This is a genomic window from Pseudomonas resinovorans NBRC 106553, assembly GCF_000412695.1.
GTDB classification, from domain to species: Bacteria; Pseudomonadota; Gammaproteobacteria; order Pseudomonadales; family Pseudomonadaceae; genus Metapseudomonas; species Metapseudomonas resinovorans_A.
The window spans coordinates 1200100-1217713 of record NC_021499.1; the positions used below are offsets into that span (position 1 = coordinate 1200100).

The 17614-nt window shown below is 63.5% G+C and carries 19 protein-coding genes and 1 tRNA gene; 16 read left to right on the forward strand and 4 right to left on the reverse strand.

Annotation, left to right across the window (positions count from 1 at the left end):
- The first annotated feature begins 126 nt into the window (after positions 1 to 126).
- Positions 127 to 1248: an LPS export ABC transporter permease LptF gene (lptF, locus tag PCA10_RS05560; protein WP_016491054.1), complete on the forward strand. Its 1122-nt coding sequence runs from the start codon at positions 127 to 129 to the stop codon at positions 1246 to 1248.
- On the forward strand, positions 1241 to 2302 hold the full coding sequence (lptG, locus tag PCA10_RS05565) for an LPS export ABC transporter permease LptG (RefSeq protein WP_016491055.1): 1062 nt from the start codon (positions 1241 to 1243) through the stop codon (positions 2300 to 2302). Before lptF ends, lptG begins: the two co-directional genes overlap by 8 nt.
- 52 nt (positions 2303 to 2354) lie before the next feature.
- On the opposite strand, the gene PCA10_RS05570 is transcribed toward lptG, so the two are convergent.
- The 3 genes from PCA10_RS05570 to PCA10_RS05580 all read right to left on the reverse strand — a co-directional run bounded on the left by PCA10_RS05570 (position 2355) and on the right by PCA10_RS05580 (position 3565).
- Positions 2355 to 2852: an RDD family protein gene (locus tag PCA10_RS05570; RefSeq protein ID WP_016491056.1), complete on the reverse strand. Its 498-nt coding sequence runs from the start codon at positions 2850 to 2852 to the stop codon at positions 2355 to 2357.
- Positions 2853 to 2955: 103 nt separating this feature from the next.
- A complete protein-coding gene (locus tag PCA10_RS05575) occupies positions 2956 to 3168 on the reverse strand; it encodes a cold-shock protein (RefSeq protein WP_016491057.1) in 213 nt (70 codons plus the stop codon).
- A 311-nt stretch (positions 3169 to 3479) separates the two neighbouring features.
- A tRNA-Leu gene (locus PCA10_RS05580) sits at positions 3480 to 3565 on the reverse strand.
- A 109-nt stretch (positions 3566 to 3674) separates the two neighbouring features.
- Here PCA10_RS05580 and queA point away from each other — a divergent pair.
- The 6 genes from queA (at position 3675) to PCA10_RS05610 (ending at position 9877) form a co-directional block, all read left to right on the forward strand.
- On the forward strand, positions 3675 to 4724 hold the full coding sequence (gene queA / locus PCA10_RS05585; RefSeq protein WP_016491058.1) for a tRNA preQ1(34) S-adenosylmethionine ribosyltransferase-isomerase QueA: 1050 nt from the start codon (positions 3675 to 3677) through the stop codon (positions 4722 to 4724).
- A 14-nt stretch (positions 4725 to 4738) separates the two neighbouring features.
- Positions 4739 to 5854, forward strand: coding sequence for a tRNA guanosine(34) transglycosylase Tgt (gene tgt, locus PCA10_RS05590; protein ID WP_162472271.1), 1116 nt, complete (start codon positions 4739 to 4741; stop codon positions 5852 to 5854).
- Positions 5855 to 5913: 59 nt separating this feature from the next.
- On the forward strand, positions 5914 to 6255 hold the full coding sequence (gene yajC, locus PCA10_RS05595; protein ID WP_016491060.1) for a preprotein translocase subunit YajC: 342 nt from the start codon (positions 5914 to 5916) through the stop codon (positions 6253 to 6255).
- 62 nt (positions 6256 to 6317) lie between these two features.
- Positions 6318 to 8180, forward strand: a complete 1863-nt coding sequence (gene secD / locus PCA10_RS05600) for a protein translocase subunit SecD (RefSeq protein WP_016491061.1) — start codon at positions 6318 to 6320, stop codon at positions 8178 to 8180.
- A gap of 8 nt (positions 8181 to 8188) precedes the next feature.
- Positions 8189 to 9103: a protein translocase subunit SecF gene (gene secF, locus PCA10_RS05605; protein ID WP_016491062.1), complete on the forward strand. Its 915-nt coding sequence runs from the start codon at positions 8189 to 8191 to the stop codon at positions 9101 to 9103.
- Between the two features lie 183 nt (positions 9104 to 9286).
- Complete coding sequence (locus PCA10_RS05610; RefSeq protein ID WP_016491063.1) at positions 9287 to 9877, forward strand: glycine zipper 2TM domain-containing protein; 591 nt, start codon at positions 9287 to 9289, stop codon at positions 9875 to 9877.
- A gap of 66 nt (positions 9878 to 9943) precedes the next feature.
- Here the strand turns inward: PCA10_RS05610 and suhB are convergent, their stop codons facing one another.
- Positions 9944 to 10759 carry a type III secretion system regulator SuhB gene (gene suhB / locus PCA10_RS05615; protein WP_016491064.1) on the reverse strand — a complete coding sequence of 272 codons (816 nt, stop codon included), beginning with the start codon at positions 10757 to 10759 and terminating at the stop codon, positions 9944 to 9946.
- 150 nt (positions 10760 to 10909) lie between these two features.
- Between suhB and trmJ the strand changes: the two genes are divergently transcribed.
- The 8 genes from trmJ to hscA all read left to right on the forward strand — a co-directional run bounded on the left by trmJ (position 10910) and on the right by hscA (position 17609).
- Complete coding sequence (gene trmJ / locus PCA10_RS05620) at positions 10910 to 11683, forward strand: tRNA (cytosine(32)/uridine(32)-2'-O)-methyltransferase TrmJ (RefSeq protein WP_016491065.1); 774 nt, start codon at positions 10910 to 10912, stop codon at positions 11681 to 11683.
- A complete protein-coding gene (gene cysE, locus PCA10_RS05625) occupies positions 11683 to 12459 on the forward strand; it encodes a serine O-acetyltransferase (protein WP_016491066.1) in 777 nt (258 codons plus the stop codon). The genes trmJ and cysE overlap by 1 nt, the downstream gene beginning before the upstream one ends.
- A gap of 186 nt (positions 12460 to 12645) precedes the next feature.
- On the forward strand, positions 12646 to 13143 hold the full coding sequence (gene iscR / locus PCA10_RS05630) for a Fe-S cluster assembly transcriptional regulator IscR (RefSeq protein WP_016491067.1): 498 nt from the start codon (positions 12646 to 12648) through the stop codon (positions 13141 to 13143).
- A gap of 49 nt (positions 13144 to 13192) precedes the next feature.
- Positions 13193 to 14407 carry an IscS subfamily cysteine desulfurase gene (locus tag PCA10_RS05635; RefSeq protein ID WP_016491068.1) on the forward strand — a complete coding sequence of 405 codons (1215 nt, stop codon included), beginning with the start codon at positions 13193 to 13195 and terminating at the stop codon, positions 14405 to 14407.
- A gap of 30 nt (positions 14408 to 14437) precedes the next feature.
- Positions 14438 to 14824: a Fe-S cluster assembly scaffold IscU gene (gene iscU, locus PCA10_RS05640; protein ID WP_016491069.1), complete on the forward strand. Its 387-nt coding sequence runs from the start codon at positions 14438 to 14440 to the stop codon at positions 14822 to 14824.
- A gap of 25 nt (positions 14825 to 14849) precedes the next feature.
- Complete coding sequence (iscA, locus tag PCA10_RS05645; protein WP_016491070.1) at positions 14850 to 15173, forward strand: iron-sulfur cluster assembly protein IscA; 324 nt, start codon at positions 14850 to 14852, stop codon at positions 15171 to 15173.
- A gap of 7 nt (positions 15174 to 15180) precedes the next feature.
- Positions 15181 to 15702 carry a co-chaperone HscB gene (hscB, locus tag PCA10_RS05650; protein WP_016491071.1) on the forward strand — a complete coding sequence of 174 codons (522 nt, stop codon included), beginning with the start codon at positions 15181 to 15183 and terminating at the stop codon, positions 15700 to 15702.
- 47 nt (positions 15703 to 15749) lie between these two features.
- A complete protein-coding gene (gene hscA, locus PCA10_RS05655) occupies positions 15750 to 17609 on the forward strand; it encodes a Fe-S protein assembly chaperone HscA (protein WP_016491072.1) in 1860 nt (619 codons plus the stop codon).
- Positions 17610 to 17614: the final 5 nt, after the last annotated feature.

Sequence of the window (17614 nt, forward strand, 5' to 3'; positions counted from 1 at the left end):
ACAAAGAGCCGGTATTGGAAGATAATGCCGGCTATTTTTTCAGTGGCCCGTCAACAGGCGGGCTGGCCATAAAGCGGCTAGTTTGAGCGTAGCCGCCCGAGCCTGACAACCCTGGAGTGTCTGGTTTTGATTGTCTTCCGTTATCTCTCTCGCGAGGTGCTGGTCACCCTGAGCGCGGTCAGCGCCGTGCTGTTGGTGATCATCATGAGCGGCCGTTTCATCAAGTACCTGGCCCAGGCCGCGCAAGGCGCCCTGGACCCGGGTGTGCTGTTCCTGATCATGGGTTTCCGTATTCCCGGCTTCCTCCAGTTGATCCTGCCGTTGGGGTTGTTCCTCGGCATCCTGCTGGCCTACGGCCGGCTCTATCTCGACAGCGAAATGACCGTGCTCAGCGCCACCGGCATGAGCCAGCAGCGCCTGATGGTCTACAGCCTGGCGCCGGCCCTGCTGGTGGCCCTGCTGGTGGCCTGGCTGAGCCTGGGGCTGGCGCCCCAGGGCGTGGCCCAGGTGGCGCGCATCCTCAATGAGCAGGATGCCCTGACCGAACTCGATACCCTGGTGCCCGGGCGTTTCCAGGCGCTCAAGGGTGGTGGCAGGGTGACCTATACCGAGACCCTGTCCCCTGACCGTGGCGAACTGGGCGGCGTGTTCATCTCCGAGAAGCGCGTGTCGCGCCAGGACGGCAAGGACCGCGGCATCGGCGTGCTGGTGGCGGAGAAGGGGCACCAGGAGATCCAGGCCGACGGCAGTCGCTACCTGATCCTGAAGAACGGCTATCGCTACGACGGCAGTCCGGGCAAGGCCGACTACCGCATCATCCAGTACGACACCTACGGCGTGCTGCTGCCCAAGCCGGAGATCAGCTCCGAGATCGGCGAGCGCGAGGCGGTGCCCACCTCCGAGCTGATCGGAAGCCCGGACCCTCGTCACCAGGCCGAGCTGCAGTGGCGCCTGTCGATTCCTCTGCTGGTGTTCGTGGTCACCCTGCTGGCGGTGCCGCTGTCCAAGGTCAACCCGCGCCAGGGCCGTTTCCTCAAGTTGCTGCCGGCGATCCTGCTGTACATGGCCTACCTGTCCCTGCTGATCGCCGCGCGCGGCCAGCTGGACAAGGGGCGCATCCCCATGGCCGTCGGCCTGTGGTGGGTGCATGGGCTGTTCGCCGTGGTCGGCCTGCTGTTGTTGTATTGGGAGCCTCTGTCGTTGAAATGGGCGGCTCGTCGTGATGCCCGTGAGGTGGCCCATGGTTAGGTTGGATCGTTACATCGGCACCAGCGTGTTCTTCGGCATCCTCGCGGTGCTCGGGGTCATCGTCAGCCTGGCGGCGATATTCGCCTTCATTGACGAGCTGGGCGACCTGGGCGGCGGCTACGACGTGATGGCCGCGGCCTGGTACGTCGTGCTCACGCTGCCGCGACGGATCTACGACATGCTGCCCATGGCGGCGTTGATCGGCAGCCTGATCGGCCTCGGTACTCTGGCCAGCAGCAGCGAGCTGACCGTGATGCGGGCCGCCGGCGTGTCCATCGGTCGTATCGTCTGGGCGGTCATGAAGCCCATGCTGGTGCTGATGGTGGTGGGTGTGCTGATCGGCGAATACGTCGCGCCCTGGAGCGAGAACATGGCCCAGGCCAGTCGTTCCCTGGCCCAGGGCGGCGGTGATGCGCAAAGCTCCAAGCGCGGCCTCTGGCACCGCCAGGGAGAGGAATTCGTCCACATCAACGCCGTGCAGCCCAATGGCGTGCTCTATGGCGTGACCCGCTACCACTTCGATGGCGAGCGCCGCATGCAGTCCGCCAGCTTCGCCAGGCGCGCGCTGTACCAGGGCGACCACTGGGAGTTGGAGGACGTGTCCACCACGCACTTCCGTGGCGACCATACCGAAGTGGTGAATAGCGTCACCGAGCGCTGGGACGTGGAACTCAATCCGCAACTGCTGGGTACCGTGGTGATGGAGCCGGAGGCGCTGTCGATCACCGGTCTCTGGCGCTATATCCACTACCTCGCGGATCAAGGCTTGAACAATGGCCGCTACTGGCTGGCGTTCTGGACCAAGGTGCTGCAGCCGCTGGTTACCGCCGCGCTGGTGCTGATGGCGATTTCGTTCATCTTCGGGCCATTGCGCTCGGTCACCCTGGGTCAGCGGGTTTTCACCGGCGTGGTCATCGGCTTCGTGGTGCGTATCAGCCAGGACCTGCTGGGGCCATCGAGCCTGGTGTTCGGCTTCTCGCCGTTGTTCGCGGTGCTGGTGCCTGCGGGTATCTGCGCGCTGGCGGGGGTCTGGCTGTTGAGGCGGGCGGGCTGATCCGCTTCACGCAATAAAAAAGCCGGCATTGAGCCGGCTTTTTTATGGGGGATCACTTCTTGTGCGCGTCCTTGGGCAGGTGCACTACCTGGGATTCCGAATAGATGTCGTGCCAGGTGCGCTTTTCCTTGTCCCAGAGACTCCAGAAGAAGCCCAGGCCAAGGGTCAGCCAGGACCCGATGGAGATCACGAAGCGCAGTAGCGCCTGCCACAGGCTGATGGCCGAGCCGTCCTTGTTCTGCACGCGCAGTCCCCAGACTTGCATGCCCAGGGTCTGGCCGTTGTGGGTCCAGAATTTGGCGAAGAAGCCGAACAGGCTGAAGACCAGCAGGGTGGAGAGCAGGGGGTCGTGGGCCAGCAGGCCCTGGTCGGCCATCTCGCGCAGGCGCTCGCCGCCATGGATCAGACGCAGCACGATCTGCTGGTAGGCGAGGGTGACCACCATCAGCAGGGCGACGCAGAGCAGGAAGTCGTAGAGGATCGCGGCGAAGCGGCGAAGCAGCCCGGCGGCGGGGTAATCGCCCTGGGGGCGCAGCTGATGTTTCGGCATTGCGGGCTCTTGGCGTGTTGAGGGCGCGCCATTCTAGCAGCCGATCGCCAGGCACAAAAAAGCCCCTGATGTTTCCATCAGGGGCTTTCGGCGAAGCTCAGGATCAGTTTACGACCTGAACCTTGTCAGCCTGCATGCCTTTCTGGCCTTGAACGGCTTCGAAGGTAACCTTCTGGCCTTCTTTCAGGCTACGGAAGCCGCTGCCTTCGATAGCACGGAAGTGAACAAACAGATCCGGGCCGCTTTCCGGGGTAATGAAACCAAAACCTTTCTCGTCGTTGAACCATTTGACGGTGCCGGTTTGACGATTCGACATATCTTTAATCCTTGAAACTGAAGTTGATGGCAGCCTGCTGTATCACTGACGCGCCAGAAGGACTGGAACTGGTTGCAAAGAGGTAAGAGAAGTCGAGCGGGATGTAGCGGATCTGGTGATCTACCGCATCAGGTCACGATTCAACAGCGACCCATGCAAACACAGTTGGCCAACTCTACGCTAAGTTCTGAGTAAATGCCAAGCCCCGAAAAGCCAAACTTTTAGGGTCGGGGAGAGGCCCCGGACAGGCGGAAAAACGAGGGGGTCGAAAAGCCCTGGGAAAGGCTCTGGAGTGGAGCTGAGGGATATCGTGGTGCCCCGGGAGAGACTCGAACTCTCACTCTGTCGCCAGAAACGGATTTTGAATCCGCCGCGTCTACCATTCCGCCACCGAGGCACGATGGGCGCGCAGTATAGGGAGGCGCTCAAGGGCGGTCAATCCGTCTCCGTGGTCAGGATCGGGCATTTCCTGTACTATCTGCGCCCCTGCGATTCGACCTCCCACCATGCGCGTAGCCGACTTCCACTTCGAGCTTCCTGAAGCTCTGATCGCCCGTCATCCCCTGGCCGAGCGCCGCGCCAGCCGTCTGCTGGTGCTGAACGGCGAAACCGCCGAGCTCAGCCACAGGCATTTTGCCGACCTGCTGGAATACCTTCGCGAAGGCGACCTGATGGTGTTCAACAACACCCGGGTGATTCCTGCGCGCCTGTTCGGCCAGAAAGCCTCCGGCGGCAAGCTGGAGATTCTCGTCGAGCGCGTGCTGGACAGCCATCGCGTGCTCGCCCATGTGCGTTCCAGCAAGTCCCCCAAGCCGGGTACGACCCTGCTGATCGACGGCGGCGGCGAAGCCGAGATGATTGCCCGGCATGACGCCCTGTTCGAGCTGAAGTTCGCCGAAGAGGTGTTGCCGCTGCTGGAACGGGTCGGCCATATGCCGCTGCCGCCTTATATAGACCGGCCCGATGACGAGGCCGATCGCGAGCGCTACCAGACCGTCTATGCGCGCCACGCCGGCGCGGTCGCGGCGCCCACCGCCGGGCTGCACTTCGACCAGGCGCTGCTCGACGCCATCGCGGCCAAAGGGGTGGAGAAGGCCTTCGTCACCCTGCACGTGGGGGCGGGCACCTTCCAGCCGGTGCGCGTGGAGCGTATCGAGGACCACCACATGCACCAGGAATGGCTCGAAGTGGGCCAGGATGTGGTGGATGCCGTGGCCGCCTGCCGCGCCCGGGGTGGTCGGGTGATCGCTGTCGGGACCACCAGCGTGCGTTCCCTGGAAAGCGCCGCGCGGGATGGCCAGCTCAAGGCCTTCAGCGGCGACACCGACATTTTCCTGTACCCGGGCCGCCCCTTCCACGTGGTGGATGCCCTGGTCACCAACTTCCACCTGCCCGAATCCACCCTGCTGATGCTGGTCTCGGCCTTCGCCGGCTATCCGGAGACCATGGCCGCCTACGCGGCGGCGGTGGAGCAGGGGTATCGTTTCTTCAGTTACGGTGATGCGATGTTCATCACCCGCAACCCCGCTCCGCGCGGGCCCGAGGATCAAGCATGACGCGCACCTGCCGGATGAACTTCGAGCTGCTGGCCACCGACGGCAAGGCCCGTCGCGGCCGCCTGACCTTCCCGCGGGGCGTCGTCGAGACGCCGGCCTTCATGCCCGTGGGCACTTACGGCACGGTGAAGGGGATGCTGCCGCGCGACATCGAGGCGATCGGCGCGCAGATCATTCTCGGCAACACCTTCCATCTCTGGCTGCGGCCGGGCATGGAGGTGATAAAGCGTCACGGCGACCTGCACGACTTCATGCAGTGGCAGGGGCCGATCCTCACCGACTCCGGCGGTTTCCAGGTCTTCAGCCTGGGCGCCATGCGCAAGATCAAGGAAGAAGGCGTGACCTTCGCCTCCCCGGTGGACGGCGCCAAGGTGTTCATGGGGCCGGAAGAGTCGATGCAGGTCCAGCGCGACCTGGGCTCGGACATCGTGATGATCTTCGACGAGTGCACGCCCTATCCGGCCGACGTCGACACGGCCAAGCGCTCCATGGAGCTGTCCCTGCGTTGGGCCAAGCGCTCCAAGGTGGCCCATGGCGAGAGCAGCGCGGCACTGTTCGGGATCGTCCAGGGCGGCATGCATGAAGACCTGCGCATGCGCTCCCTCGAGGGCCTCAGCGAGATCGGTTTCGATGGCCTGGCCATCGGCGGCCTGTCGGTGGGCGAGCCCAAGGAAGAGATGATCCGCGTGCTGGACTACCTGCCCGGACAGATGCCGGCTGACAAGCCGCGCTACCTGATGGGCGTCGGCAAGCCCGAGGACCTGGTGGAAGGTGTGCGCCGTGGCGTGGACATGTTCGATTGCGTGATGCCCACCCGCAACGCGCGCAACGGCCATCTGTTCATCGAGACCGGGGTGCTGAAAATCCGCAACGCGGTGCACCGGCATGACGATTCGCCGCTGGATGCGAGTTGCGACTGTTACACCTGCAAACACTTCTCGCGGGCCTATCTGCACCATCTGGACAAATGCGGCGAAATGCTCGGCAGCATGTTGAATACAATCCACAACTTGCGGCATTACCAGCGCCTGATGGCTGGTTTGCGCGAGGCTATCCAACAGGGTAAATTGGCCGTCTTTGTCGATGCCTTCTATGCCAAGCGCGGACTACCGACTCCGCCCCTGGGCTGATAAAGCCGCATGGTTCCACATTCGAGTACATTCCAAATTTTCCGCAATAGGAGTTCTAGATGAGCTTTCTGATCCCCGCCGCCTTTGCTGACGCGGCTGCACCGGCCGCTGCTGCCGGCCCTGCCGGTACTGGCTTCGAGTGGGTATTCCTGATCGGTTTCCTGGTCATCTTCTATCTGATGATCTGGCGTCCCCAGGCCAAGCGCGCCAAGGAGCACAAGTCTCTCCTGGGTGGCCTGCAGAAGGGCGACGAAGTGGTTACCTCCGGCGGCATCGCTGGCAAGGTCACCAAGGTCACTGATGACTTCGTGGTCATCGAAGTGTCCGACAGCGTAGAGCTGAAGTTCCAGAAAGCGGCTATCGCGGCGACCCTGCCGAAGGGCACCCTGAAAGCTATCTAAGGGTTCATGGATCAACACCGACGGGGCGCCAACAGGCGCCCCGCTTCATAACGGGCGGAGTCATGCTCAACAAGTACCCACTGTGGAAATATCTGCTGATCCTGGCGGTGCTGGCGATCGGTCTGGTCTATTCCGCACCCAATCTCTATCCGGACGATCCGGCAATCCAGATCACTGGGACCAGTACCGCGCTGAAGATCCAGCAAGCCGACCTGGACAAGGCCGCCGCTGCTCTCGAGCAGGCCGGTATCGCGCTCAAGGCGTCCAGCCTGTCGCAGACTGGCGGCCTGCTGCGCCTGACCAAGCTCGGCGACCAGCTGCCGGCCAAGGACGTGGTGCGCAAAGCGCTGGGTGACGACTTCGTGGTCGCCCTGAACCTGGCGCCTACCACCCCGAACTGGCTGCGCAAACTCGGCGCCACGCCGATGAAACTGGGCCTCGACCTCTCCGGTGGTGTGCACTTCCTGCTGGAAGTGGACATGGAGAAAGCCGTCGATGCGCGCCTGAAGATCTACGAAGGTGAAGTCCGTACGCTGCTGCGCAAGGAGCGTATTCGCTATCGCAGCCTGCCGGCGACCGAGAACGGCTTCCAGCTCGGCTTCAGCGACCAGGAATCCCTGGACAAGGCCCGCGTGCTGATCCGCAAGAGCTTCACCGATTTCGACCTGACCGACGCCGAGCGTGGCGGCCAGCAGGTCCTGCAGCTTGCCCTGACCCAGGCCAAGCTGGCGGAAATCCGCGAATACTCGATCAAGCAGAACCTCACCACGGTACGTAACCGTGTGAACGAGCTGGGCGTGGCTGAACCTATCGTTCAGCGCCAGGGTGCCAACCGCATCGTGGTCGAGCTGCCCGGCGTGCAGGACACGGCCGAAGCCAAGCGTATCCTCGGCAAGACCGCCAACCTGGAATTCCGCCTGGCCGCCGAGCCGACGGCCAGCAAGGCGTCCACCGAGACCTTCGAATTCCGCGAGCCGGGTCGTCCGCCGGTACAGCTGGAGCGTGGCCTGATCATCACTGGTGACCAGGTTACCGACGCCCAGGCCAGCTACGACGAAAACGGTCGTCCGCAAGTGAATATCCGTCTCGACGGTCACGGCGGCGAGCTGATGAACCGTGCTACCCGCAACAACGTGGGTCGCAGCATGGCGGTGATCTTCATCGAGCAGCGCCCGGTCACCCGCTACGAAACCCGCGACGTCGATGGCGCGCAGAAGGAAGTGGCGGTACAGAGCTTCAAGGAAGAGAAGAAGATCATCAGCCTGGCGACCATCCAGTCGCCGCTGGGCAGCCAGTTCCGCATCACCGGCCTGAACGGCCAGGGCGAGTCCTCGGAACTGGCCCTGCTGCTGCGCGCCGGCGGCCTGGCCGCACCGATGTACTTCGCCGAAGAGCGCACCATCGGCCCGAGCCTGGGTGCCGAGAACATCGTCAAGGGCATCGAGTCCACCTGGTGGGCGATGGTCTTCGTATCGCTGTTCATCATCGCCATCTACCGCTTCTTCGGTGTGCTGGCCACCATTGCCCTGGCGTTCAACCTGGTGCTGCTGGTGGGCCTGATGTCGGTGATCGGCGCGACCCTTACCCTGCCGGGTATCGCGGGTATCGTGCTGACCCTGGGCATGGCGGTGGACGCCAACGTGCTGATCTACTCGCGGATTCGCGAGGAGCTGGCCAACGGCCTGTCGGTGCAGCGTGCGATCCACGAGGGCTTCGACCGCGCCTACACCGCGATCGTCGACAGTAACCTCACCACCCTGCTGGTGGGCGGCATCCTGTTCGCTCTCGGTACCGGTCCGATCAAGGGCTTCGCCGTGACCATGTCGCTGGGGATCATCACCTCGATGTTCACCGCCATCATGTTCACCCGTGGTCTGGTCAACCTGATCTTCGGTGGCCGCAACTTCAAGAAACTGTGGATTTGAGGCCTGCCATGATCAAGTCAACTATCCGTTTCATGGCGATACGCAACATTGCGTTCGCCATCACCGTGGTCATCAGCCTGATCGGTATCGGTGCGCTGTTCGTCAAGGGCCTGAACTTCGGCCTGGACTTCACCGGCGGTACCCTGATCGAGCTGTCCTACGAGCAGCCGGCTAACCTGGAGCAGATCAAGCAGAACCTGAGCAAGGCTGGCTTCGAGGATGCCGTGGTGCAGAGCTTCGGCGCCTCCACCGACGTGCTGGTGCGCCTGGCTGGCGAAGACCCGCAGCTGGGCAACAAGGTGGCCGAGGCCCTGCGTCAGCAGGACGCCGCGAGCGTCTTCGAGCTCAAGCGCGTCGAGTTCGTCGGCCCGCAGGTGGGTGAAGAGCTTCGCGACCAGGGTGGCCTGGCCATGCTGCTGGCGCTGGGCGGGATCCTGCTCTACCTGGCCTTCCGCTTCCAGTGGAAGTTCGGCGTGGGCGCTGTGGCCTCGCTGGTCCATGACGTGATCGTCACCCTGGGTATCCTGGCGTTCTTCCAGATCCCCTTCGACCTCACCGTACTGGCCGCGGTACTGGCGATGATCGGTTACTCGCTGAACGACACCATCATCATCTTCGACCGTATCCGCGAGAACTTCCGCGTGCTGCGTCGCGCCGACCTGATCGAGAACATCGACGTGTCGTGCACCCAGACCCTGCTGCGGACCATCGCCACTTCGATGTCCACCGCGCTGGCGCTGTTCGCCCTGCTGCTGTTCGGCGGCGACAGCCTGCATGGCTTCGCCCTGGCGCTGCTGGTGGGTGTGGTTGTGGGTACCTACTCCTCCATCTACATCAGCGCCCCGGTGCTGATTTGGCTGAAGTTGACCTCCGAAGACCTGATTCCGCCGGCGAATACCGCCGAGGTAGATGAACGTCCCTGAGTCGTCGCTTCAACGCTTGCGCAAGGCCCGGCAAATGCCGGGCCTTGTCGTTTCTGTTGTATGAGTAGTCCGTCCCATTTATCAGATTGTTCCTTCGTGCTTGGGAACTTGAACCGATGCATCCCATCCAAGGCAAGGAGTAGGGCACGTATGCCCGCAGAGGAAGCGAATCAGGAGGTTCATGTGAACAAGTCGATGATCGTCGGTGCCGTATTGGGCGCGGTTGGCGTGACCGCCGGCGGCGCGGTCGCCACTTACAACCTGGTAGGCAATAGCGGCCCGGAGTACGCCGAAGTGCTGGCGGTCCAGCCGATCAACGAAACCATCCAGACTCCGCGCGAGGTCTGCAATGACGTGGCGGTGACCCGCCAGCGTCCGGTCAAGGACCAGCACCAGATCGCCGGTACTGTCCTCGGCGCGGTTGCCGGTGGCTTGCTGGGCAACCAGATCGGCGGCGGTAACGGCAAGAAGATCGCTACCGTCGCCGGTGCGGTGGGTGGCGGCTACGCCGGTAACAAGGTGCAGGAGCACATGCAGGAAGGCGACACCTATACCACCACCGAAACCCGCTGCAAGATCGTCACCGACACCAGCGAGAAGCTGGTGGGCTACGACGTAAGGTACGAGTTGGACGGCAAGGTCGGTCAGGTGCGCATGGATCATGACCCGGGTCGGCAGATTCCTGTGACCAAGGAAGGCCAGTTGATCCTCAGTCAGCAGGGCGGTGTCGGCTCCTCCCCGTCCCAGGGCGGCGGCGCGGGCGTCCAGCAGTAGGGCGACAAGCCCCGGAAAACGAAAAACCCGGCCTAGGCCGGGTTTTTCATGTCTGCGTGAAGGCGATCAGCGCTTCAGCGACGGCGGCAAGTGCGGCTGGATGGCGGTCAGTACCGCCTTGAAGCACTTGGTGTTGCCCGCCACCACGTGGCCTTTCTCGAGGAAGTCATGGCCGCCGGTGAAGTCGCTCACCAGGCCGCCGGCTTCTTGCACCAGCAGCGCGCCGGCTGCCATGTCCCACTCGGACAGGCCGAATTCCCAGAAGGCGTCGAAGCGACCGGCCGCTACATAGGCGAGGTCCAGGCTGGCGGAGCCGGCGCGGCGAATGCCGGCGGTCTGGCCGACCAGGCTGCGGAACATGCCCAGGTAGTTGTCGAGGTTGTCCAGTTGGCTGTCGCGGAAGGGGAAGCCGGTGCCGAGCAGTGCGCCTTCCAGGCTCTTGCGCGGGCTGACGCGCAGGCGGCGGCCGTTCAGGGCGGCGCCACGACCACGGCTGGCGGTGAACTCTTCCTGACGGACCGGATCCAGGATCACGGCGTGCTCGAGGCGGCCCTTGTACTTGCAGGCGATGCTGACGGCGAAGTGCGGAACGCCACGGATGAAGTTGGTGGTGCCGTCCAGGGGATCGATGATCCACAGGTAGTCGGCGCCTTCGCCCTTGCCTTCCAGCAGGCCGCCTTCTTCGCCGAGGATGCCGTGGTTCGGGTAGGCCTTGCGCAGGGCCTGCACGATGGACAGCTCAGCGGCGCGATCGACCTCGGTGACGTAATCCTTGGCGTCCTTCTCGTTGACGGAGATAACGTCCAGGCGCTCGATGGAGCGGAAAATCAGTTCACCGGCGCTGCGAGCGGCGCGCAGGGCGATATTCAGCATAGGCTGCATGGGGAAGTCACCTGGGTCGTTAAAGAAGAAAGCCGCACATGGTACCAGATAAAGCTTAGGGCAGGCAGGGGGAGGCTACGTGATTCGTGGCGTTGAGTCGGTGCCTCCGGTAATATTCCGCTCCCCTGAGCTTCCGCTGAGACTAGAGCATTGCTGCAGAACATTCGCGTGGTGCTGGTCAATACCAGCCATCCCGGCAATATCGGTGGTGCTGCCCGCGCCATGAAAAATATGGGCCTGACCAAGCTGGTGCTGGTGGATCCCATGGACTTCCCCAGTCCCGAGGCTCGCGCTCGCGCGTCGGGTGCCGATGACATCCTGGATGGCGCCCAGGTGGTCGCCACGCTGGAAGAGGCTCTGGTGGGTTGCAGTCTGGTGGTGGGAACCAGCGCTCGCGATCGCCGTATCCCCTGGCCGCTGCTGGACCCGCGCGAGTGTGGTCGCACGTCCGTCGAGCAGGTGCAGGTCGGCGGTGAGGTGGCGCTGGTGTTCGGTCGCGAGTACGCAGGCCTGACCAACGAAGAGCTGCAGCGCTGCCAGTACCATGTGCACATCCCCTCCAATCCCGAGTTCTCCTCGCTGAACCTGGCGGCCGCCGTCCAGGTGCTGGTCTACGAGGTGCGCATGGCCTGGCTGGAGCAGGAAGGCTTGCCGAGCAAGGTGGAGAAGGTGGAAGCCACCGCCATGCTCAACACCCAGCCGGCTACCGTCGATGAGCTGGAGCGCTACTACGAACACCTGGAAAGCACCCTGGTGGAGATCGGCTTCCTTGATCCGGAGAAGCCCCGGCACCTGATGTCCCGCCTGCGTCGCCTCTATGGACGCAGCAACATCAGCAAGCTGGAGATGAATATCCTGCGCGGCATCCTGACCGAAACCCAGAAAGCCGTGCGGGGCGAAACAGGCAAACGGAGTGACACGTGATGTTCGAGCGCATTCGAGAAGACATTCAGGGCGTATTCCATCGTGATCCGGCCGCGCGCAATGCCTTCGAGGTGCTCACCTGTTATCCGGGCCTGCATGCCATATGGCTGCATCGTGTCGCCCACGCCCTGTGGATAAGTGGCTGGAAGTGGCTGGCGCGGTTGGTGTCGAACTTCAGTCGCTGGCTGACGGGCATCGAGATCCATCCTGGCGCGAAGATCGGCCGGCGTTTCTTCATCGACCATGGCATGGGCATCGTCATTGGCGAGACCGCGGAGATCGGTGACGACGTCACCCTCTATCAGGGTGTGACCCTGGGCGGTACCAGCTGGAACAAGGGCAAGCGCCACCCGACGCTGGAAGACGGCGTGGTGGTGGGGGCGGGCGCCAAGGTACTCGGGCCCTTCACCGTGGGGGCCGGCGCCAAGATCGGTTCCAACGCCGTGGTAACCAAGGCGGTGCCGGCGGGCGCCACCGCGGTGGGGATTCCCGGGCGGGTCATCGTCAAGGCCGACCCGGAGCAGGAGGCCAAGCGCCAGGCCATCGCCGAGCGCTTCGGCTTCGACGCCTACGGCGTTGGCCAGGACATGCCCGACCCGGTGGCCCGCGCCATCGGCCAGTTGCTGGACCACGTACAGGCGGTGGACGAGCGTCTGGACGGCATGTGCAAGGCGCTCACCGCCCTGGGCAGCGACTACTGCGCCAAGGCCCTGCCGGAGCTGCGCGAAGAGGACTTCGCCGGGGTCAAGGATGACGAGCCGAAGTCGGTGGTCTGAACCTTGCCGATTCGATCCGGGGCGGCTGTCTCGGGTCGGATTCTTAGGGTGCTAACGGGATTTCCCTCTGATATCATGCACGCCCCTGTATCGTGTAATTCCGACTGATTTGATCAGGCTTATAGTTGACTTAAATAGTCGGGAATTGCATACTCGCTGCATTCCAGCGATCCCGTGGTACTCACCATGCGACTGACCACCAAAGGCCGATACGCCGTCACCGCCATGCTCGACCTGGCGCTGCATGCGCAGCATGGGCCGGTGTCCCTGGCGGATATTTCCGAGCGACAGGGCATTTCCCTGTCCTATCTCGAGCAGCTTTTCGCCAAGCTCCGCCGCGGCAACCTGGTCAGCAGCGTGCGCGGTCCCGGTGGTGGCTACCAGCTTTCCCGCGACATGCATGGCATTCATGTCGCCCAGGTAATAGACGCGGTCAACGAATCGGTGGATGCCACCCGTTGCCAAGGCCTGGGCGATTGCCATTCCGGCGACACCTGCCTTACCCACCACCTCTGGTGTGATCTGAGCCTTCAGATCCACGAGTTCCTCAGTGGCATCAGCTTGGCCGACCTGGTCAACCGCCGCGAGGTTCAGGAGGTCGCTCAGCGGCAGGATCAACGCCGCTGTGGAAGCAACGGCAGGATGCCCCATCTCGATAAGATTGAAGCGTCCGCCATAGATTGAGCAGGGCGCCGGCCCGTGATTGGCCCCGATACCTGATAGGAGAGCCCAGATGAAATTGCCGATTTACCTCGACTATTCCGCCACTACGCCGGTGGACCCGCGCGTCGCCCAGAAAATGAGCGATTGCCTGCTGGTAGATGGCAACTTCGGTAACCCGGCTTCGCGCTCCCACGTGTTTGGCTGGAAGGCTGAAGAAGCGGTGGAGAATGCTCGTCGTCAGGTAGCGGAGCTGGTCAACGCCGACCCGCGCGAAATCGTCTGGACCTCCGGCGCGACCGAATCCGACAACCTCGCCATCAAGGGCGTGGCGCACTTCTACAGTGGCAAGGGCAAGCACCTCATCACCTCGAAGATCGAGCACAAGGCGGTGCTGGACACCACCCGCCAGCTGGAGCGCGAAGGTTTCGAAGTCACCTACCTCGAGCCCGGCGAAGATGGCCTGATCACTCCGGCCATGGTCGAGGCGGCCCTGCGTGACGACACCATCCTGGTCTCGATCATGCACGTGAACAACGAGATCGGCACCGTCAACGATATCGCCGCCATTGGCGAGCTGACCCGTGCCCGCGGCATCCTCTTCCACGTCGACGCCGCACAGTCCACCGGCAAGGTGGAGATCGACCTGGAGAAGCTGAAGGTCGACCTGATGTCCTTCTCCGCACACAAGACCTACGGCCCGAAAGGCATCGGCGCCCTCTACGTGCGCCGCAAGCCGCGTGTGCGTCTCGAGGCGCAGACCCACGGTGGCGGCCACGAGCGCGGCATGCGTTCCGGCACCCTGGCTACCCACCAGATCGTCGGCATGGGTGAAGCCTTCCACATCGCCAAGCAGGAAATGGCTGCCGAGAACGTGCGTATCAAGGCCCTGGCCGATCGCTTCTGGGCCCAGATCGACGGCATGGAAGAGCTCTACCTGAACGGCAGCGCGACTTCTCGTGTACCGCACAACATGAACGTCAGCTTCAACTACGTCGAAGGCGAGTCGCTGATCATGGCGCTCAAGGACCTCGCGGTCTCTTCCGGCTCCGCCTGCACCTCGGCTTCCCTGGAGCCGTCCTACGTGCTGCGTGCCCTGGGCCGCAACGACGAGCTGGCGCACAGCTCCATCCGCTTCACCTTCGGCCGGTTCACCACTGAAGAAGAAGTGGACTACGCCGCTGCCAAGGTGCGTGAAGCGGTCAGCAAGCTCCGTGAACTGTCCCCTCTGTGGGATATGTATAAAGAGGGCGTCGACCTGTCCCAGGTCGAATGGCAGGCGCACTGACGCCACCCTGATGAGTGAGGAATAGATACCATGGCATACAGCGAAAAGGTCATCGACCACTACGAAAACCCGCGTAACGTCGGCAAGCTCGACGCCCAGGACCCCAACGTGGGTACTGGCATGGTCGGCGCGCCTGCCTGTGGCGACGTGATGCGTCTGCAGATCAAGGTCAACGAGCAGGGTGTCATCGAAGACGCCAAGTTCAAGACCTATGGCTGCGGCTCCGCCATCGCGTCCAGCTCCCTCGCCACCGAGTGGATGAAGGGCAAGACGCTCGACGAAGCGGCTTCCATCAAGAACACCACCATCGCCGAAGAGCTGGCTCTGCCGCCGGTGAAGATTCACTGCTCGGTTCTGGCCGAGGACGCTATCAAGGCGGCCGTCCATGACTACAAGCAGAAGAAGGGTCTGCTCTAAGCACTCGAACGAGTAAGGAGTTGCAATGGCCATCAGCATGACTGAATCCGCCGCCCGCCATGTGCAGCGTTCCCTCGAGGGGCGCGGCAAGGGTGAAGGTATCCGTCTGGGGGTGCGTACGACTGGCTGCTCCGGTCTTGCCTATGTGCTGGAGTTCGTCGATGAACTGGCTGCCGAAGACATGGTCTTCGAGAGTCATGGCGTCAAGGTGATCATCGATCCCAAGAGCCTGACCTATCTCGATGGCACTGAATTGGACTTCGTTCGCGAAGGGCTCAATGAAGGCTTCAAGTTCAATAACCCGAACGTGCGCGGCGAATGCGGCTGCGGCGAGAGCTTTAACGTCTGAGGCGTATGTGGGAACTCCCTGTCATTTCGCCCTGTTCGACCTGAAGCCGGGTTATCGACTGGATCTTGACCAGCTTGCGGCGCGTTATCGCGAGCTGGCGCGTGCCGTCCATCCCGACCGTTTCGCCGATGCTACCGAGCGCGAGCAGCGCCTGGCGCTGGAGCGCGCCGCCCAGCTCAACGATGCCTACCAGACGCTCAAGAGTGGGCCGCGACGGGCGCTGTACCTGCTAGCCGTCAGTGGGCGCGAGCTGCCGCTCGAAGCCACGGTGCAGGACCCGCAGTTCCTGCTGCAGCAGATGCAGTGGCGTGAGGAACTGGAAGACTTGCATGACAGTGCCGACCTTGATGGCGTGGCTGCGTTCAAGCGCCGCCTCAAGACTGCGCAGGGCGAGCTGGATGGCGACTTCGCCGAGTGCTGGAACGATCCCGAGCGCCGCGAAGAGGCCGAGCGTGTGGTGCGCCGCATGCAGTTCCTCGACAAGCTGACCCACGAAGTGCGCCAACTGGAAGAGCACCTCGACAATTAACCCGCGATGCCGTCTTGGTTGCCGGTACGCCTGATAAATAGACAAGCATGGCCTTACTGCAGATCGCCGAACCCGGGTTGACCCCCCAGCCGCACCAGCGCCGCCTGGCGGTGGGCATCGACCTGGGTACCACCAATTCGCTGGTCGCTGCCGTGCGCAGCGGCGTCGCCGAGCCCCTGCCCGATGCCGAAGGTCAGGTCATCCTGCCTTCCGCCGTCCGCTATCACGCTGATCGCGTCGAGGTCGGTCGTGGTGCCAAGCAGGCCGCTTCCAGCGATCCGCTGAACACCATCATTTCCGTCAAGCGCTTCATGGGCCGTGGCCTGGAAGACGTCAAGCAGTTGGGCGAGCAGTTGCCCTACCGCTTCGTCGGCGGTCAGTCGCACATGCCGTTCATCGAGACCGTGCAGGGCGCCAAGAGCCCGGTGGAAGTGTCGGCGGACATCCTCAAGGCCCTGCGCCAGCGCGCAGAGCAGACCCTGGGCGGTGAGTTGGTGGGGGCGGTGATCACCGTGCCGGCCTACTTCGACGAAGCCCAGCGCCAGGCCACCAAGGATGCCGCGCGCATCGCCGGCCTCAATGTGCTGCGCCTGCTCAACGAACCTACCGCCGCTGCGGTGGCCTATGGCCTGGACAAGCAGGCCGAAGGCGTCGTGGCGATCTACGACCTGGGCGGCGGCACCTTCGATATTTCCATCCTGCGCCTGAGTCGCGGTGTCTTCGAGGTCATGGCCACCGGTGGCGACAGTGCCTTGGGCGGCGACGATTTCGACCATGCCATCGCCGGCTGGATGGTTCAGCAGGCCGGCCTTTCCGCCGACCTCGATCCGGGCGCCCAGCGCAGCTTGCTGCGCGCCGCCTGCGATGCCAAGGAAGCCCTGACCGAAGCCGACAGCGTCGAACTCGCCTACGGCGAATGGCGCGGTGTACTGACCCGCGAGCTGTTCGATTCGCTGATCGAGCCCATGGTGTCCCGCAGCCTCAAGGCCTGCCGCCGTGCCGTGCGCGATGCCGGCATCGAGCTGGAAGAGGTAGAGGCCGTGGTCATGGTCGGCGGCTCCACCCGTGTGCCCCGTGTGCGCGAGGCGGTGGCCGAGATGTTCGGTCGCCAGCCCCTTACCGATATCGATCCGGACCAGGTAGTGGCCATTGGCGCCGCGGTGCAAGCCGATACCCTGGCCGGCAACAAGCGCGGCGAAGAGCTGCTGCTGCTGGACGTGATCCCCTTGTCGCTCGGCCTGGAAACCATGGGCGGGCTGATGGAAAAGGTGATCCCGCGCAACACCACCATCCCGGTGGCTCGCGCCCAGGACTTCACCACCTACAAGGATGGCCAGACGGCCATGATGATCCATGTGCTCCAGGGTGAGCGCGAGCTGATCAAGGACTGCCGTTCCCTGGCGCGCTTCGAGCTGCGCGGCATTCCGCCCATGGTGGCGGGTGCGGCGAAGATTCGCGTGACCTTCCAGGTGGACGCCGATGGGCTGCTGGGTGTGAGCGCCCGCGAGCTGGCCTCGGGCGTCGAGTCGAGCATTCAGGTCAAGCCGTCCTACGGCCTGACCGATGGCGAGATCTCGCGCATGCTGCAGGATTCCTTCCAGTACGCCGGCGACGACAAGAATGCCCGTGCCTTGCGCGAGCAGCAGGTCGACGCCGAGCGTCTGCTCGAGGCGGTCCAGGCCGCGCTGGATGCCGATGGCGAGCGTCTGCTGGACGAAACCGAACTCGCGGCGATCCTGGATAGCATGCAAAGCCTTCGCGAGCTGATCGTCGGCAGTGATGTCGTCGCCATCGAAACCCAGATCAAGCGCCTGTCCCAGGTGACCGATGCCTTCGCCGCCCGTCGTATGGACGCCGCCGTCAAGGCCGCGCTGTCCGGTCGCCGACTCAACGAAATCGAGGATTGACCCAG

What these genes read in the sequence shown, in the direction of transcription:
- iscU (WP_016491069.1), top strand. Translation starts at nt 14,438, where the DNA reads ATGGCATACAGCGAAAAGGTCATCGACCACTACGAAAACCCGCGTAAC.
- PCA10_RS05570 (WP_016491056.1), bottom strand. Translation starts at nt 2,852, where the DNA reads ATGCCGAAACATCAGCTGCGCCCCCAGGGCGATTACCCCGCCGCCGGG.
- secD (WP_016491061.1), top strand. Translation starts at nt 6,318, where the DNA reads ATGCTCAACAAGTACCCACTGTGGAAATATCTGCTGATCCTGGCGGTG.
- queA (WP_016491058.1), top strand. Translation starts at nt 3,675, where the DNA reads ATGCGCGTAGCCGACTTCCACTTCGAGCTTCCTGAAGCTCTGATCGCC.
- secF (WP_016491062.1), top strand. Translation starts at nt 8,189, where the DNA reads ATGATCAAGTCAACTATCCGTTTCATGGCGATACGCAACATTGCGTTC.
- iscR (WP_016491067.1), top strand. Translation starts at nt 12,646, where the DNA reads ATGCGACTGACCACCAAAGGCCGATACGCCGTCACCGCCATGCTCGAC.
- tgt (WP_162472271.1), top strand. Translation starts at nt 4,739, where the DNA reads ATGAACTTCGAGCTGCTGGCCACCGACGGCAAGGCCCGTCGCGGCCGC.
- PCA10_RS05635 (WP_016491068.1), top strand. Translation starts at nt 13,193, where the DNA reads ATGAAATTGCCGATTTACCTCGACTATTCCGCCACTACGCCGGTGGAC.
- lptG (WP_016491055.1), top strand. Translation starts at nt 1,241, where the DNA reads ATGGTTAGGTTGGATCGTTACATCGGCACCAGCGTGTTCTTCGGCATC.
- yajC (WP_016491060.1), top strand. Translation starts at nt 5,914, where the DNA reads ATGAGCTTTCTGATCCCCGCCGCCTTTGCTGACGCGGCTGCACCGGCC.
- cysE (WP_016491066.1), top strand. Translation starts at nt 11,683, where the DNA reads ATGTTCGAGCGCATTCGAGAAGACATTCAGGGCGTATTCCATCGTGAT.
- PCA10_RS05575 (WP_016491057.1), bottom strand. Translation starts at nt 3,168, where the DNA reads ATGTCGAATCGTCAAACCGGCACCGTCAAATGGTTCAACGACGAGAAA.
- suhB (WP_016491064.1), bottom strand. Translation starts at nt 10,759, where the DNA reads ATGCAGCCTATGCTGAATATCGCCCTGCGCGCCGCTCGCAGCGCCGGT.
- hscA (WP_016491072.1), top strand. Translation starts at nt 15,750, where the DNA reads ATGGCCTTACTGCAGATCGCCGAACCCGGGTTGACCCCCCAGCCGCAC.
- iscA (WP_016491070.1), top strand. Translation starts at nt 14,850, where the DNA reads ATGGCCATCAGCATGACTGAATCCGCCGCCCGCCATGTGCAGCGTTCC.